Source organism: Corynebacterium sp. 2571A (assembly GCF_055700935.1).
This window is the reverse complement of the sequence record NZ_JASTTE010000002.1, coordinates 279,045-292,717: the sequence shown is the minus strand read 5'-3', so window position 1 is coordinate 292,717 and position 13,673 is coordinate 279,045. Positions and strand designations below refer to the sequence as shown.

The following is a 13,673-nucleotide window of genomic DNA, read 5'->3' as shown; positions in this document are numbered from 1 at the left end:
TTAGAAACTCATCTCAGCAACACGACGCCCCCGATTAACACCACGCGCCGCACTCACATGACGCCGAGCCCGCTTAACATCGACCTCGACATCACCAATGCCAAACTCCTGCAATCCCCACACAGCCAACGACGCGGCAACAAGCACAGTCACATCACCGGAATACCGCTCCAACGACCGGTAGCGACCATTCTTCGACCGCTCCTCAGCAACCCCCAAAGCATCCAACCAGCGCTGCGAACCATCATGAATAATCCGCCCCTCAGCCCACAGCCGTAAAAACAACTCATAAGCCTGAGACACCTGAGTGCCGTTAACCCGCTCAGGCTCAATCCCCTCATCACGCAAGGGCTCCACCATGGTCGAGCACTGCCCTGACGGGTCAACAACAACAGCGACCGGGTCATTCATCCCCACAGCGCGAGAAACAGCGCCGACAACATCGGAGCGGGAAAAATCATTAATCGGCGCGACCGAAAGGAACACCTTCTCCCCAACCTGAGCCGCGCCAACAACCCCAACGGACTCCCCATCCGGGGTCACATCAACAGCCAGGCACGACTCCCCCGACTTCGGCGGCATCGCAGCAGCCGCAGACGACCAGGCCGAGGTGTCAATAATCGGGACGAAATCATCAACTAACTCACCATCACGCGGAACCCAATTACCCCGGCCTAGCGTCTCTACTAAGAACGGGTCCAACAACGTCTCCGACTTCCGCGCCGCCGCAGCCTCCGAACGCACCTCATGCAACTGCACGCCAGGCTTCGGGGCATCAACCAACGATGGGTTAGCCTTCGCCCACGTCACCTCATCAAACGGATCATCTTCCTCAGACGCTGACCACTCCTTGAACAGTATCCCCGGCTCGCCATCCATCGCAGCCCAGCGCTTCGCCGAGAAAATCGCCCCGTGGAAATGCTCCTTGATATTCACCGGCGACGAAATAAAAACCTTCTGCGCATTTGGCCTAGCCTTCGTGGTGTTATTCATCGCCGCATAAACCTCATTCGGCAAATCAAAACACTCATCAAACACCAACAAATCGAACGACAAGCCACGGCCAGTTTTCTTCGTCCGCGTCCGGTAATAAATCTTCGCCTTATTCGGAAAATTAATCGCGTCCTTGCCGTTGCCCCGAATTTTCTGCGGGACGCCCGGGTGCTCGTCCTCCCACCACTCCATGAGCGCAGGATTCTCCTCAATCACATCCCACAAACGATCCCTAGCGTCCATCGCCGTATCCAAAAAGTGGGCAGTGTGCATAATACGCGGCACGTCACACAAATAAATCGATACCAGCTCCAGGGCAACAAGTACTTCACCCTTGCCGTTCTGACGCGCCAGCGACACAACCGCCTCACTCGCAGACCAATGCCCCGACTCATCCCGCAAAAGCAAATCATGCAACAACCGCTCCTGCCACGGGTACAACGTCATCCCAGCCCAACGGACAAACTCGCACGCACGCCGCGCAAACTCCGCATCACCGTCCGGGACATGCTCATACGTAGGAGTCTGACACCCAATCAACCACTCCGGCTTATCCATCGGGCGCCACCTCCTGCGTCACAACCTTGAAACCCCCAAACTTTTCCTTCGCCGAACCACCCGACGACTGGGCCCCCTGCGAACGCTTACCAAACAAGTCCGGCCTCTCTTTCACCCAGCCGCGAATCTCAGCCGACGCCATTCGCTCAACCTTCACCGCCGGATGCTCAATCGGCTCCCCCGACTCCTTCGCCGCAACAGGCCCCTCCTCAGCGATAATCGACCGCGCCTGAGCCACCCGATCCAACAGACCAGCCACCGTAACAACCGCGTCCTGGTCGAAAGCGGTCAGCTGGCGACCATCAGACAGGCGCTCCACCTGACCAGCAAGCCGTTTAAGCTCCATATCCACCACGGGACCTCCTCTCAGTGGACGAAACACGCCCCAATTTAAGGCGATTTACGGGCCTCCCGAACCATTTTTACTACCTCGCCGCCTGAACGGCCTCCTACGGGCCTCCTAGGCGCCTTAAAACCCACTGTGGTGGGGAGAGAGACGGCCTGGCTCAGCGGCACCAGGGGAGGAGTCAGGGACGGTACCCGTCTAAGATTCTGACCGGGGGTTATTGGTTTTCCTTTTCATTACCACACAATCGCGGCAGATCCCCTATCGACACTCGTGACCTCCTGTTTTACCGGTTTGTCCCAGGCTCCCCCTGACCGGTTGCAGGTGCGGTGCAGTAGACGGGTAGCCCGTGTGCGGCGTTTGTCTTCCGCGTATTTCAGTGCTGACCCTGGCCCGTGGTCGGCTTCCAGGGGCGCGCCGTCGAAGTTCTTGGACGCGGTTTTGTACATCGGTCGGCCACATTCTTCACATGGTGAACCGTCCACGAGTTGTGCGAACAGTACGCGTCGCTGTTTTTGGTGGGTATGGCCGTAGCCGCGTTGCGTGGTGGTTGCTGGTTTTTGCTTGTCGTACCACTTGGCGGCGATTTTGAGCATGTGGGGTGGGCGTTCTGCTTTGCAGCGTTTCATGACGGTGTTTTTGCCCGGGTCGATGACGTGGATGTGCGCGCCTTGGTCGCGGTAACCGTTGAGGGCCTTAGCGCTTGGGGTGGAATGAATGATCCACACGTCGTGGTCGTCTGCATGTTTGAGTGCGGCGTCGATTGCTGCTTGTCTCGCGGCTTTGGTCACGGATTTGATGTGCTGTTCGTGTTCGTGGTTTTTGGGTTCAAGTCCTGCGAGTGTGTTGGCGAGGTCGTCGTAGTCGATGGTGATGTCGCCGGGTTTGCGGTGTTGGCGTACGTAGGTGCTTTTACCGGCGGCGGGTGGCCCGGTGATGATGTGTATGCCCATCGGGTTTCACCGCCCTTGTGGATCGCGAAAACCCCCAACTGTTGTTGGGGGTCATGTGTTGTTACACGTAAGTGTACCACGGATTTGGACATTGGTGTTTATTGTTCGTGGATTTCTTGGGTGCGGTAGTGGACTCGTCCGTTTTGGGTGTAGGCGGTGACGTGGTGGCGGGTGCACCATTTGCGGATTGCGGTTGGGGTTTTGCCGAGGGCTTTGGCGATTTCGTCTGCTGTGGCGTAGTCGGGCAGGTTGATGGTGTGTGGTCGGGTTGGGTGGATGTGGGTGGTGAGTTCGGTTTCGAGGTCGTGGAGTTCGGTTTCGAGGTCGTCGTACCAGGTGAGTTTGTGGAGGTGGTGGCGGTGGCGGTGTATCCAGGCGGGCCAGAATCCTCCGACGCGGGCGTCGGGTGGGATGGGGAGTGTGAGGTCGTCGCTGATGTTTTCGGCGAGTTCTTGGAGTCGGGTTTGGATGTCGAGGAGGTATTCGAGTTGGGTGTCGTCGCCGGGGGTGGTGGAGCCGGTGGTGTTGGTGCGGACGCCTGTTTGTGATTGGCGGGCGGCGTGGAGGTCGGATTCCCAGTAGGTGGTTTGGAGGGTGTGGAGGAGTTGGGCGATGTGGCGGAGGGTGTGGTCGAGGCTCATTGGTGTTCTCCTGGTGTGAGTAGTTTGGTGAGGTCGTCGACGGTCATTGCGACCCATTGGTGGGCGGGGTTGGTGGTGCCGCGTCGTTTGGCAATGACGAGGCCTACGTGTGCGTTGTCGTTTTGGGCTTCTTGGTGGGCTTCTTTGGTCCATTGGGGGAGGTTGAGTTTTCCGCCGTAGTCTTTGGTTTCGATTACGATGCGGCGGTTGTGTGAGTCGCGGACGTTGGCGATGTCCCCGCAATCTTTCGCCCCGGTTTTGACCCTTCGGTCTATGCGGTCATCGAGGTTGTCTCGTAGGTAGTCGCTTATGAGGCGTTCGAATCTTGCGCCGGCTTGTTTGGCTGTTTTTCTGGTTCGTGCCATCTGTGCGCCTTTCTAACGCGTTGAATTGTCGTTCTGGACTGTTTGCCCACGGGTGTCTTGTTTGTCGTTCTGTGGGGCTTCTGGGGGCTTATTTTGGGCGTTTGTGGTTGTTTCTCTCGGTCCATTTTTTGATGAAGTCGGGGACTTCCGGTTTCGGAGGCTCCACAGCACGTGGTTGGTAGCCCCGGTTGATGCCGAAGGTGCCGTTGCGTAGTTCCTGGTCGCGTTGGTCGGTGAGCTTTTGGCGGTGGGCTTCCAGCTGTGGGCCGCGGACGGGGTCTGATTCCCAGCGGCGTAGGACGATTCGGGCGGCTTGGTTGAGTTCTTTCGGGGTGGCCATGCGGTCGCCTACGAGGTCTTCGGCCCAGAGGTGTACGGCTTCTTCCCACAGTGCTGGCGGGTACGCGCCGCGTAGGGATTTGGCCCATGCGGCGGCGGTTGCTGCGTCGGGTTTGGGGAAGCGGTCTGGTGTGAGTTGTTTGCCGCGTTGGAGGATGGCGGCGGCGGTGGTTTGGCTCACCATGGGAGTTCTCCTTTCGACTGCCAGGCGTGGTTGACGACTTCGCCTTCGATGGTGTTGGCGTTGTCTGGGACGCCTAGCCAGGCGTTGATGGTGTTGGTGTCTTGGGCGGGGTTGCTGGTGCGGGGGATGAGTTCGTCGTCCCAGCCGTCTCTGGTGAGCCATGTGGTGGGTAGTGGGATGTATTGCTTGTCGGTGCCCTCGTGGTTGTGGAAGTCGGCGAAGCGCCGGGTCTTGGAGTTGAGTTCGTCGCGGCTTACGCGCTTAGTCGCGCGTCGCCACTCATTGAGGGCTTTTCGCTTGCCTTGTTTTCGGGGATAGAGGTTCCACCAGTCTTCGAAGGCGTCCGGGTAGCGGTTGGCGGGTTCTTCATCGACGCGTTCATCGTTAGATGAACTCTCGGTTGGAGCAGTGTTGGTTGACCCGTCGTTTGAACTTGGTTCTGAACATGTATTAGTTACTGATCTACTATTTACTATGTACCAGTTACTAGTTATGGGGCTAGGGTTACCCGATGGGTCATCCGATGGGTTCGAATCGTCATTTTGATGGGTTACCGGATGGGTTACCGGAACCCTTTCGGAAGGGTTACCCGATGGGTTACCCGATGGGTTCCCGTATGGGTTACCACATGGGTAATCCGATGGGTTAACCGAAGGGTTCTCCAACACTTTTTTCACCGCATCAGACGTGAACCCGGCCAACTCCGACTTCACATTTTCAAGCCGCTGCAACTCAAAAGTCACCACCCCACGCAAAGCCTCAGACCCCACTTCCATCAGCGACCGCGCCATATTCGTCGCCAAATTCGGCTGCTTCATCAACCCACCATTACGCACATAGGTACGCACTAAGTACTCATCAGTGTCCTCATCAATCACAATGAAACGACCCTCAATCAGCTCCCCCGCTGCCGCCTCAATTGCTTCTTTTTTCCACCCATTCGCATACCCGGTGAGGCGTTTAGGCTTCCAGTCCCCTACCCCGCACTGCAGTAAGGATGGGTGAGATAGCAGTACTAGGTAGAGGTGTTGTGCTGCTGGGGTGAGGTTGCGGAAGTCGGTGTCGTTCCAGATGTCTATTTGGATTTGCGCGAATTTACGCATCGTCTTCTCCTACTCCTAGGACTTCGCGTGCTACGCGGGTCAGGGGGGGCTCTTCGTCTACATGGACGAGGATGTAGCGTGCTAGAGCGCGTTCGGTGGGGAGGTATCTTTCTGGGTCTAGCATGTCGCATAGCTCGTATTTTTCACTGGTGGTCAGGTAGTTCATCGTTGTTTCCTCCTTTCTCTATGGATTGGAATAGTTGGATGAGCGCGTCGAGTAGGTCTGGTGTGGCGCCGTAGAGGTCGCGTGATTCGAGCCAGGCGCGCATGTCCTCACGCTGCTGATGGGTAGGCATTTAGTTGCTGCTTCCGATTCCGTTGGTGCCCCGTTGGGTGGTGTCGAGTTCGGGTACTTCGGCGATTTCGTTGGTGGTGATGGGGATTACTACGAGTTGTGCGATGTAGTCGCCGGCTGCGATGTGCTGTGTGGTGTCGCCGGTGTTATACAGGCTCAATTTGATGGGGCCCCTAAACCCCTGGTCAATAATGCCGGTGCCGTTACTAAGCACTAGGTGCCTCTTAATCCCGGTGCTGCTGCGCACAAACACCATCCCCACATGGCCGCGTGGCACAGCAACATGAACTCCGGTGTCCCCTACCCTGTGAGCGTCCACGGGCACGGTGAGGTCGTGTTTGAGGGCTAGGTCGATGCCGGCGTCGTGCTTGTAGGCTTGGCGCGGGTGAGCTGCGCCATCATCCAGCTGGTAATAAATCATTGGGTTCCTTTCATACGAAACGACCCCGCCAGATGGACTGCGGAGGTCCTAAACGGCGGGGTTATGAGGTGAGTAGTTCTGTGAGTGCTGCGGCGGCTTGCTGTGGCACGACCCCGTTGCCTAGGGCTTTGAGCTGTTGGTTGCGGGTTAGGCCGGGCACGCCTGTTACCCAGCCGTCTTTGAGGCCCATGGTCCATTCGATGAATTCTGCGCTGGTGGCGGCGCGGATTTCCGGGAAGCGTGGGTGGAGGCTGGGGCCGATATGGTCTGCGATGATGGGCGGGGGCTGCCGCCCGGTCACGAGTGCCCACTGGAGGATTGCGGGCCCGTACGCTCCCCACCGGTTGGTTATTTCCCGGTGGATGTCGGCGGCGCTGTTAACCCCGGCCAGAAAGTCGAGCATGTCGTTATCCCAGGCGATTTGCGGCGCTGGTCTGCGGGCGAGTCGGCTCGCTTCGAGTCCGAGGCCGTCGGGGTTGGTAGCGAGGATAAACAAGCGCTCTCGGTGGTGCGGGGCGCCGATCTCGGATGCTCGCGTACATGCCCATTCCGCATCGAACCCGATTTCGGCAAGTTCTTCCAGGACTTCGGCGAGTCCCAGTGTGACATGGCCAGATACGTTTTCGAACAGGCAGAATCGTGGTCGAAGATGCTTAATTGCGTCCCTGACGTGTGGCCATAGGTGGCGTTCGTCATTCGTTCCTTTCCGGTGCCCGGCCTGAGAAAATGGTTGGCACGGCTACGGATAGCCAGCGGTGATGATGTCCACCGGGGCTACGGCACCACCTCCCCAATCAATCCGTGTTACGTCCCCCAAGTTGGGCACGTCTGGGTAGTGGTGTTTGAGGATGGCGGCCGGGGCAGGGTCGATTTCGACGTGCCAGGCGGGCTGGGCGTCGAACACCTGCATGACGCCTAAATCGAGGCCGCCGTCAATAGCCCGAGAACAGGCTCCCAATCTTGAGGGACGTTTCGGACATAGGCATCACCTCCTAGGGGTGGTTGCGCATTCTGCGCTTGTCGTTATCCGGGTCATGAAGGGTCAACGGGAGTAACGCCGCGAGTTGTAGGGCCCGTGCTGTGACCTCCGGGGGCTGGTCTGCGCAGTCTTTGATGATGCGGACGGCCCGGTCGAAGTGAACATCACTCATGACGACTGTGCTGGTGTACAACTTCCCTTTTACTGGTGTGCCGTCTGGGTTCCAGGCGCGGGGTATGTCAAAGCGTGGGGTGACGCTTTCCAGGTTTGAGGTGTAGTAGTCGTTGAGTTCCGGGCACAGCATTTGCGCGTATTTACCGTCCTCGGCTGCGTATATCCGTACGATGACGGCCACGTAACGCTCGGTGGATACGTTGCACCACAAACCTATAGCCTCAGCTCGCTCCTTTTGCGTCATTTCGGCCAGTGTTCTCATTCTTCCTCCGTGTAGTTGGACGCTTCGAGCACCGCGAGGGCCCGGTCATAGTTGGTCATCTTGTGCATCCTTCAGGTCGCAGGCCGCGAGGATTCTATAAGCGAGTTCGCGGCCTTGGTTGGTGTCGGTGATGCGGATTTGTCCCGGCTCCGGCGCAGGTTCGGTGAGGTAGGTGTCTTCGTCGCGCTCGTCGTAGGCGACGGTGATTTCCCCGCCGTCCAGATTGACGTAGCCGTCCATCACACCCCATTCCTTTTCCCCGCTGGGGAATGAGGCATCCGGTGCTAGTAGGCCTGGGGCGAGTAGGCCTGCGTTGTGGAGGTCGCCCGCGAGGTTTTGCGCGGCCCAGTCTGGGTTTCTATCCATCGCGTTCTTATGCCGCTGCTGCCAAGTGCGGATTACTTCTGCTGCTTGGTCTTGGTTACTCATTGGTGGTCTCCTATCAGGGAGTCGAGCGCTTCACGTCGGCGGAGCAGTGTGCCGACGCGCTGAACGTTTGCGTCGGAGAACTGGCGGCGAAGGTGCTTCCTGTGCTGCCCCGCGCCGACGCCGCCGGAGAAAGCCCGGTCAGTGGTCAGCGGTTGGGTGCGCTTGGTGAGCTCCGCGTCAATGCGGGCCAGTTCGGCGCGCCACTCCGGCAGGTGCTTCGCCCGGTGCCGCGCACGCTGCTCCTGCCGGGCGTGGCGCTTCGCTTGCTGCTTCTCCCAGCGGCGTTTAGCCACCGTCGTGTGGCGGGTACAAAGAAAACCGTGCTTCACCTCTTTCCCACACTCCGCGTCGCGGGACTCCACCCACGCAACGCACCGGGTGCCCCACCCGTCCGGTGGTGTGAGAGTCACCATGGAGGCAAGCGCCCGGTCACAATTAGTCACCATTCCCACCCCCAGCGAAGAACACGGCGTGGCTCTCCGAACATATCGCGGTGTCCAACGTTCTCATCGATAGCTGAATCCCAGCCTTCGCCTTTCTTAATCCAAGAAGTGAGGCGATAAGCATCTACAGCCACAGTTCCGTCAGGCGCGTTCTTGTAGTCCTGCTTAGACACTAAAAATTCCGGGTGGCCATCGTCGAGTACGAGCTTGTACCGCCTCCCGGTAGGGGTCAGGTCGCGGGGCGAGATGTGGCCCTTGTCGGTGAGGATGTTGCAAGCGTCGAGGGAGAATCCGAGCATGGCGACGTTTTCTCCGTTGAAGTCGGCCTCCCAGAGAAAATGCTGGTCTTGGTCCCAGCCAATTTCTGCCATGGTCTTCTTCGGTCGTTCTGGCAGGGCGGCTTTAATCGCCTCCAAGTCGCGGTTGTAGGCCTCCAGGCTGTAGTGCCCCTCGTCCATGCGGTCGAGGGCTTCCCACGCGTCGATTATCTGGTCGCGGGTGTGTCCGCTCATTTACAGCACCTCCAGCTGGGCCAGTGCCCACAGAAGCATGTAGATGGGGTGGTTCGGGTCTGCCAGGCCACCACCGGGGGTGAAGGCCCAGGCGGTTAGGAGGCTGAGCAATAGTGGTTCCTTTCGTGGGTTTCGAGGACGTTTTTGACCATGCCGGCGGCGTCGAAGAACGCGTCCCGCTCCTGGGACGGGGCGAGTCCGGCCATCTGCTCCAAGTCGAGTTTGAGCTGGCGGACGTCACTCATCAGGCGGTTGTATTTGGTGGTTGGCGTGGCCATTACAGTGCCGCCCGAGTCGTGAGCTGCTTGCGGACAGATTTACCGAGCTTCGTCCACCTCAGGCCGTGCTCAGCCTTGGCGGAAGCGACGATGCAGGAGTGCTGCTGGAGCCATTCGATGATGCTGGGGTCAATGTCCGGGACTGGTTTGATGATGTCGTTTTTCACGCCGCGGGGCATGATGCGGATGGTCTCGGCGGCTTTAGATTTGCCGTAGGAGGAGGTGCACATGGTGTTTCCTTGGGGTGAAGCGGGTTAGAAAAAGGGCCCCGATACGCTCGGGGCGGGGCGGCTAAAAGGGCGGATTTTGCTGGGTGTTCCAGGCGTGCCCGGTGTTGTTCTGTGGCTGCCAGTTGCTGGTCTGCTGTTGGGGTTGCTGGGCCTGCTGGCCTGCCTTCCGCACCTCTGTGACCTGAGTGAACAGTGCCGGGGCGATGGTGTCGACCATCATGGTCATGACTGTTTGCTCGCCCTGGTCAGAGGCCCAGGTTTCGGGTTTGAGCTGGCCAGACACAGTAACCATGCAGCCTTTGTGGAGCGACTGGGCGGCGTGTTCTGCCTGCTTTCCAAAGACCCTCGCGGATACCCATACGGTCGGGCCAGGAGACCATTGGCCGTTGGCGTCACGCGTATTTTCAGACCACGCCACCGACAGGGTGAGCATGGGTTTACCATCGCGGGTGGCCTTGAGTTCTGGGTCTTTGCCCAAATTCCCGGTGAGTACGGTGTAAGCCATTTAGAGTTCCTCCGCTTTCGCGTTGGCGGCGTCCACGAGCTCGGCCCACTCATCAGGCTGCGCCTGAGCCTGTAATTCGCCCATGAGGTTGTCGAGCTGCTCGCGGGAGGTCACGGCCTGCACCCGCTGCACATTCGACGGGGCCGGCGCGCCCTGCTCTTCCTGGGCTTCCTGCTCCTTCTTCGCGGCCAGGGCCGCCCGCACCTGCGACACACCACGCGCATCATCCCGGGTAGCCGTCATCTGGATGGATTGGGCTTCGTCCGGGGTGTAGACCACCCCACCCATGACTTCATTGCAGGATTCGCGCACGCCTTCAGACACGGCGCGGTTTTTGAGCATGAGCTCTGGATTCTTCTTCCAGTGGCCCTTACCCCACAGCCCGTGGTCTTCGGCCTTTGCCTTCGTCCAGGTGGTCACGTGCTCATAGTCTGGATCGTCCTTGCGAATAATGACGCACGTGGCGGTCATAGTCTTCGGGTCGAAGGACTCGCGGAGGATGTGGCCGGCTGCACGGACTCGGGAGCGCATGTACTTCGCGCTGAAGGTTGGGACGTTGCCGACGAAGTACAGCTCGGTCATCGTGACCCATGTGGATTCGCCCATGCTGCGGGCGATTTCTTGAGCAACGAGGACGTTGGCTGGGTTGCCCTTGAACTTGTCGGGGATCATATTGGCCTGGGCAAGCGTTTCAGCGTGTCGCATCTGAGCGGAAAGCTGCTTATCAAAGTCACTATTGCCATAGTGCTGAATATCGGTAGTCATGTTTATTCTCCTTCTTGTAGGTTGAGGATGGTTGCCAGGGTGAGGATGGCGGCGGTGTGGGGGTCTTCGGCGCTGAACCGGTCAAAGGTTTCATCAACTTCGAGGATTGATTCTTCCCACATGGCCTTGTAGGCGGCGTGGTCAGCGCGAGCTTGCTGCAAAAGATGATCATGTGGCGTTCGGGTCATTGATGTCTCCGTCGGTGACTGGTTGGGAGTAGTGTTCAGGCACGTCGAGTCCGCGGGCTTGTAGGTCGTCGACCAGCGCGCCGCGTTCGACAAGCAGTTTCTCGGCCTGCTCCTGCGATGAAGGCGGGTCGTCAAGCCAGCGGGTTATGGTTCGGTCGATTTCCTGCAAGCGCGCCATTTTCGCGTCGTTGCGCAGGGTGGCGTCAGATTTCCTGGATGGCGGTGCATCGGCGAATGATCGTTGGGGGCGCTTGAACGTGAATTTTCCTGATTGCTGCCGTGGAAGGCGTCGTCCTGCAGCTCTTTCGCAGTCCAGGATTGTGTTTTTCTTTCCACGGCGGTCGGATGGCGTGGCGGGGATGGTGACGTGCTTTCCGTTACTGAACGTGACGCGGTAGTGCCCCCCGGGGGACGGTGTGCAGGTCCCGTTGAGGGCGTCGCAGATTTTCCTGATTTCTTTTCCCCATTCTCCGTGCGGGTACGTCATGTCCACCTCACTGTGTTGGGGCCGGTGGCCGCGTGGTAGAGGTCGGGGTATTTGGATTTGAGTTTCCTGTTGTCAAGTTTGGGTGTCATGACCTCCGGGTCTTTGAGTAGGTGTGCGTATTCTTCGGGGACGTGACGCTGGGAGAAACGGCCCGGGGTTTGGGTGGCGATGACCTGCCCGTCCGGGCCGATGAGCCGCTTGTGGGTGCCGAGGATCTGGGCTAGCTCGGCCTTGGACTGCTCATGGTCGTCCTTAGCCTCAGCCAGCGCGTCCTTGGTCTGCTGGTAGCGGGCCAGCACATCATCCGGGACGGTGACGTCGCCATCATCAATGGGGGCGTGTTGTGCTTTGAGCGCGTCCAACAGTGCCGGGTCTGGTGCGGGTGGCTCCTCCTCCCCTAGCGTTTTGTAGAACGCCAGGGCGGCGTCCACAATGCCCTGAAAGAGCTCCGCGTCTGCTGGAGCGTCATAGGTGCGGGGGTACATTGGTCGGTCGGAACCGACAAGCGCGATGACAGTGCCGTGCTGGATGCCACTCACACCTGCTTGGAAGATGGTCTGGGCCGCCACGTCACCAGGTAGTTCCGCGTCACGGTCGCCCCATTTTTTCTCCGAGGCGCTGGTCTTAATCTCCAGCCGGTGATACCGACTACCAGACCGAGCACGCCGGTCAAGCGTGACCTGATTAGGGAACGGCAGATTATCGTCCGCGTAGGCGATTTCAGTTGTCCCGCCCCGCTTGGCGTTCAGCGCCCACCCGTCGTGTTGGGCCTGCCACCACCGGGCCAGAGACTCCTCCGCAGCATGCCCCCACGCCCACGCCCGGCGCATCTCCTCACTCGGCTCCTCCGGGGTAGCCAGCCCGCTCATCTCCATCCACAGGTCCCCCTGCGTCCGGTACGGGTCAATCCCCAGGATGGCGGGTATCTTGGAGGCGGTGATTAGCTTCAGGTGTTCCGGGCTTCCAGGCTTGGCGGCCTGCCCGGCGGTCAGTACACGGCCAGTCATTCATCCTCCTTCGGGAGCCGACGGATGACTTCCTGCAACGTCGTTTTTGCGAGTTCGAGTGCCTCCTCGCGGGTGAATCCCACATCGATGTAGCTGGCAAAGGATTGCGCGAGAGTAGCGGCTGAGCTCCGGTGTTCCGCGGATGGTTCCGGTAGGTGGCCGGGCGTCGGCAGACTGTTAAACATTGGTTTCCTTCCTTATTTGCCTACGGCAAGTTCATAGATGTGGTCTGGGTCTGGCTGGCATTCGCACGGGTAGGTCTCGCACTGGTCGCAGTCATAAACCCCGGCGTCCTTTTCGGCACGGGTTACACGGTCGTCAATCATGCTGCGGCCTGCTTTTCCCAGCCGAGAATTGCGGCTGCTCTTCGGGCGTGGAAGTCGCAGAGGCCTAACTCTCGGTGCTCGACAGTCACCTGCGGGCGGACGCACTGCGAAAAGACGCACATTTTCTTCTTGGACAGCAATTCCGCCTGGCGCACGGCCTCAGCATGAGACGAACAAGTGCGCTTCCACATGCCGCGCACAGCCATCCACACGCCGTCCCTGCGGATGACGCGGGCCTTCGGCTTAGATTCATCGTCGTCTTTCACAGGTTCTCTCTTTCGTGGTCGATTTGGACACCGATCTCGTGACACATATCCCGCAGGACGGGGAACATGTCCCCGTGGTCGCGGGCCCAGTCCAGGGCTTCGCTTTCTAGTCGGGCGAGAGCGATCTTCTTCCGGTCAGGTGATACCGGCGGGGTGGGGTCGTATCCGATGATGGGCATGTCACATCGCCTCCAGCCAGACGGGCGGGGCGGAAATAATCGCGGTGAAAACCGCGCCGGCCAGGGTGCCGAAGATGAACATCAACCACGCGAATCGCATTCGCTTGGCGAGCTGTTCTTCCAGGCGTTCGATTCGGCGGTCGGGGCTGATTCGGCGCGGGCGGACATTACTTGTGGTCGGGGTGGGCATGGCGGATTTTCTCCTCGTATTTCTTGGCCATTACGGCCATCTGGTGGGCTTGAGCGGCCGCGTCATGTAGGCGGCGGCGGAGCTGTTCTGGGGCGTGCGCGGCCAGGTAGAGGGCCTGATATTGGCCTTCGATGTCGCGTAGACGCTTCACCAGCTCTGTTGGGGTGATTTGCTGCACTGGGTCTACCTCCAGACCATGATGTAGTCGCGCCGGTGACGGCCCCGATAAAACAGACTCTGGAGACTTCGGAGAAT

The 13,673-nt window shown here is 59.3% G+C and carries 24 protein-coding genes and 1 pseudogene; all 25 read right to left on the bottom strand.

Annotated features, from left to right (window positions below):
* The gene (locus QQS53_RS04835; RefSeq protein WP_472774777.1) at positions 1-1,551 is read right to left on the bottom strand and encodes a hypothetical protein; all 1,551 of its coding nucleotides are present in this window, start codon (positions 1,549-1,551) and stop codon (positions 1-3) included.
* Entirely contained in the window at positions 1,544-1,897 is a 354-nt protein-coding gene (locus QQS53_RS04830) for a P27 family phage terminase small subunit (protein ID WP_472775053.1), read from the bottom strand. The genes QQS53_RS04835 and QQS53_RS04830 overlap by 8 nt, the downstream gene beginning before the upstream one ends.
* 236 nt (positions 1,898-2,133) lie before the next feature.
* On the bottom strand, positions 2,134-2,850 hold the full coding sequence (locus QQS53_RS04825) for an AAA family ATPase (protein ID WP_472774776.1): 717 nt from the start codon (positions 2,848-2,850) through the stop codon (positions 2,134-2,136).
* 98 nt (positions 2,851-2,948) lie between these two features.
* Complete coding sequence (locus tag QQS53_RS04820; protein ID WP_472774775.1) at positions 2,949-3,491, bottom strand: hypothetical protein; 543 nt, start codon at positions 3,489-3,491, stop codon at positions 2,949-2,951.
* Positions 3,488-3,856, bottom strand: coding sequence for a hypothetical protein (locus QQS53_RS04815; RefSeq protein ID WP_472774774.1), 369 nt, complete (start codon positions 3,854-3,856; stop codon positions 3,488-3,490). The genes QQS53_RS04820 and QQS53_RS04815 overlap by 4 nt, the downstream gene beginning before the upstream one ends.
* Positions 3,857-3,944: 88 nt before the next feature.
* Entirely contained in the window at positions 3,945-4,379 is a 435-nt protein-coding gene (locus QQS53_RS04810; RefSeq protein ID WP_472774773.1) for a hypothetical protein, read from the bottom strand.
* Positions 4,373-5,482: a hypothetical protein gene (locus tag QQS53_RS04805; protein ID WP_472774772.1), complete on the bottom strand. Its 1,110-nt coding sequence runs from the start codon at positions 5,480-5,482 to the stop codon at positions 4,373-4,375. The genes QQS53_RS04810 and QQS53_RS04805 overlap by 7 nt, the downstream gene beginning before the upstream one ends.
* Before the next feature lie 296 nt (positions 5,483-5,778).
* Positions 5,779-6,198 (bottom strand): dUTP diphosphatase, encoded by a 420-nt coding sequence (locus QQS53_RS04800; protein ID WP_472774771.1) that lies wholly within the window; start codon positions 6,196-6,198, stop codon positions 5,779-5,781.
* Positions 6,199-6,259: 61 nt separating this feature from the next.
* Positions 6,260-6,925: pseudogene (locus tag QQS53_RS04795) on the bottom strand (DNA cytosine methyltransferase); the annotation flags it as partial.
* 12 nt (positions 6,926-6,937) lie between these two features.
* Complete coding sequence (locus QQS53_RS04790; RefSeq protein WP_472774770.1) at positions 6,938-7,108, bottom strand: hypothetical protein; 171 nt, start codon at positions 7,106-7,108, stop codon at positions 6,938-6,940.
* 82 nt (positions 7,109-7,190) lie between these two features.
* Positions 7,191-7,595, bottom strand: a complete 405-nt coding sequence (locus QQS53_RS04785) for a hypothetical protein (RefSeq protein WP_472774769.1) — start codon at positions 7,593-7,595, stop codon at positions 7,191-7,193.
* Between the two features lie 63 nt (positions 7,596-7,658).
* Entirely contained in the window at positions 7,659-8,042 is a 384-nt protein-coding gene (locus QQS53_RS04780; RefSeq protein ID WP_472774768.1) for a hypothetical protein, read from the bottom strand.
* Positions 8,039-8,485 (bottom strand): hypothetical protein, encoded by a 447-nt coding sequence (locus QQS53_RS04775; protein WP_472774767.1) that lies wholly within the window; start codon positions 8,483-8,485, stop codon positions 8,039-8,041. Before QQS53_RS04775 ends, QQS53_RS04780 begins: the two co-directional genes overlap by 4 nt.
* Positions 8,482-8,997, bottom strand: a complete 516-nt coding sequence (locus QQS53_RS04770) for a hypothetical protein (RefSeq protein WP_472774766.1) — start codon at positions 8,995-8,997, stop codon at positions 8,482-8,484. Before QQS53_RS04770 ends, QQS53_RS04775 begins: the two co-directional genes overlap by 4 nt.
* Positions 8,998-9,092: 95 nt before the next feature.
* Entirely contained in the window at positions 9,093-9,275 is a 183-nt protein-coding gene (locus QQS53_RS04765) for a hypothetical protein (RefSeq protein ID WP_472774765.1), read from the bottom strand.
* Entirely contained in the window at positions 9,275-9,505 is a 231-nt protein-coding gene (locus QQS53_RS04760) for a hypothetical protein (protein WP_472774764.1), read from the bottom strand. The genes QQS53_RS04765 and QQS53_RS04760 overlap by 1 nt, the downstream gene beginning before the upstream one ends.
* A 61-nt stretch (positions 9,506-9,566) precedes the next feature.
* Positions 9,567-10,010: a single-stranded DNA-binding protein gene (locus tag QQS53_RS04755; RefSeq protein ID WP_472774562.1), complete on the bottom strand. Its 444-nt coding sequence runs from the start codon at positions 10,008-10,010 to the stop codon at positions 9,567-9,569.
* Positions 10,011-10,775 carry a recombinase RecT gene (locus QQS53_RS04750; RefSeq protein WP_472774763.1) on the bottom strand — a complete coding sequence of 255 codons (765 nt, stop codon included), beginning with the start codon at positions 10,773-10,775 and terminating at the stop codon, positions 10,011-10,013.
* Between the two features lie 2 nt (positions 10,776-10,777).
* The gene (locus QQS53_RS04745) at positions 10,778-10,963 is read right to left on the bottom strand and encodes a hypothetical protein (protein WP_472774762.1); all 186 of its coding nucleotides are present in this window, start codon (positions 10,961-10,963) and stop codon (positions 10,778-10,780) included.
* Positions 10,944-11,450, bottom strand: a complete 507-nt coding sequence (locus QQS53_RS04740; protein WP_472774761.1) for a hypothetical protein — start codon at positions 11,448-11,450, stop codon at positions 10,944-10,946. Before QQS53_RS04740 ends, QQS53_RS04745 begins: the two co-directional genes overlap by 20 nt.
* Positions 11,447-12,457: a YqaJ viral recombinase family protein gene (locus tag QQS53_RS04735; RefSeq protein ID WP_472774760.1), complete on the bottom strand. Its 1,011-nt coding sequence runs from the start codon at positions 12,455-12,457 to the stop codon at positions 11,447-11,449. The genes QQS53_RS04740 and QQS53_RS04735 overlap by 4 nt, the downstream gene beginning before the upstream one ends.
* Before the next feature lie 322 nt (positions 12,458-12,779).
* On the bottom strand, positions 12,780-13,049 hold the full coding sequence (locus tag QQS53_RS04730) for a hypothetical protein (protein ID WP_472774759.1): 270 nt from the start codon (positions 13,047-13,049) through the stop codon (positions 12,780-12,782).
* The gene (locus QQS53_RS04725) at positions 13,046-13,228 is read right to left on the bottom strand and encodes a hypothetical protein (RefSeq protein WP_472774758.1); all 183 of its coding nucleotides are present in this window, start codon (positions 13,226-13,228) and stop codon (positions 13,046-13,048) included. Before QQS53_RS04725 ends, QQS53_RS04730 begins: the two co-directional genes overlap by 4 nt.
* Position 13,229: 1 nt before the next feature.
* Positions 13,230-13,418: a hypothetical protein gene (locus QQS53_RS04720; RefSeq protein WP_472774757.1), complete on the bottom strand. Its 189-nt coding sequence runs from the start codon at positions 13,416-13,418 to the stop codon at positions 13,230-13,232.
* Entirely contained in the window at positions 13,396-13,596 is a 201-nt protein-coding gene (locus QQS53_RS04715) for a hypothetical protein (RefSeq protein WP_472774756.1), read from the bottom strand. The genes QQS53_RS04720 and QQS53_RS04715 overlap by 23 nt, the downstream gene beginning before the upstream one ends.
* Between the last annotated feature and the right edge of the window lie 77 nt (positions 13,597-13,673).

Bases quoted from the DNA above. Each gene is read 5' to 3' on its own strand.
- QQS53_RS04785 (WP_472774769.1), bottom strand. From the start codon at position 7,595: ATGACGCAAAAGGAGCGAGCTGAGGCTATAGGTTTGTGGTGCAACGTA.
- QQS53_RS04820 (WP_472774775.1), bottom strand. From the start codon at position 3,491: ATGAGCCTCGACCACACCCTCCGCCACATCGCCCAACTCCTCCACACC.
- QQS53_RS04725 (WP_472774758.1), bottom strand. From the start codon at position 13,228: ATGCCCATCATCGGATACGACCCCACCCCGCCGGTATCACCTGACCGG.
- QQS53_RS04765 (WP_472774765.1), bottom strand. From the start codon at position 9,275: ATGGCCACGCCAACCACCAAATACAACCGCCTGATGAGTGACGTCCGC.
- QQS53_RS04790 (WP_472774770.1), bottom strand. From the start codon at position 7,108: ATGCAGGTGTTCGACGCCCAGCCCGCCTGGCACGTCGAAATCGACCCT.
- QQS53_RS04720 (WP_472774757.1), bottom strand. From the start codon at position 13,418: ATGCCCACCCCGACCACAAGTAATGTCCGCCCGCGCCGAATCAGCCCC.
- QQS53_RS04750 (WP_472774763.1), bottom strand. From the start codon at position 10,775: ATGACTACCGATATTCAGCACTATGGCAATAGTGACTTTGATAAGCAG.
- QQS53_RS04755 (WP_472774562.1), bottom strand. From the start codon at position 10,010: ATGGCTTACACCGTACTCACCGGGAATTTGGGCAAAGACCCAGAACTC.
- QQS53_RS04735 (WP_472774760.1), bottom strand. From the start codon at position 12,457: ATGACTGGCCGTGTACTGACCGCCGGGCAGGCCGCCAAGCCTGGAAGC.
- QQS53_RS04835 (WP_472774777.1), bottom strand. From the start codon at position 1,551: ATGGATAAGCCGGAGTGGTTGATTGGGTGTCAGACTCCTACGTATGAG.
- QQS53_RS04805 (WP_472774772.1), bottom strand. From the start codon at position 5,482: ATGCGTAAATTCGCGCAAATCCAAATAGACATCTGGAACGACACCGAC.
- QQS53_RS04780 (WP_472774768.1), bottom strand. From the start codon at position 8,042: ATGAGTAACCAAGACCAAGCAGCAGAAGTAATCCGCACTTGGCAGCAG.
- QQS53_RS04815 (WP_472774774.1), bottom strand. From the start codon at position 3,856: ATGGCACGAACCAGAAAAACAGCCAAACAAGCCGGCGCAAGATTCGAA.
- QQS53_RS04760 (WP_472774764.1), bottom strand. From the start codon at position 9,505: ATGTGCACCTCCTCCTACGGCAAATCTAAAGCCGCCGAGACCATCCGC.
- QQS53_RS04810 (WP_472774773.1), bottom strand. From the start codon at position 4,379: ATGGTGAGCCAAACCACCGCCGCCGCCATCCTCCAACGCGGCAAACAA.
- QQS53_RS04770 (WP_472774766.1), bottom strand. From the start codon at position 8,997: ATGAGCGGACACACCCGCGACCAGATAATCGACGCGTGGGAAGCCCTC.
- QQS53_RS04745 (WP_472774762.1), bottom strand. From the start codon at position 10,963: ATGACCCGAACGCCACATGATCATCTTTTGCAGCAAGCTCGCGCTGAC.
- QQS53_RS04740 (WP_472774761.1), bottom strand. From the start codon at position 11,450: ATGACGTACCCGCACGGAGAATGGGGAAAAGAAATCAGGAAAATCTGC.
- QQS53_RS04825 (WP_472774776.1), bottom strand. From the start codon at position 2,850: ATGGGCATACACATCATCACCGGGCCACCCGCCGCCGGTAAAAGCACC.
- QQS53_RS04830 (WP_472775053.1), bottom strand. From the start codon at position 1,897: ATGGAGCTTAAACGGCTTGCTGGTCAGGTGGAGCGCCTGTCTGATGGT.
- QQS53_RS04800 (WP_472774771.1), bottom strand. From the start codon at position 6,198: ATGATTTATTACCAGCTGGATGATGGCGCAGCTCACCCGCGCCAAGCC.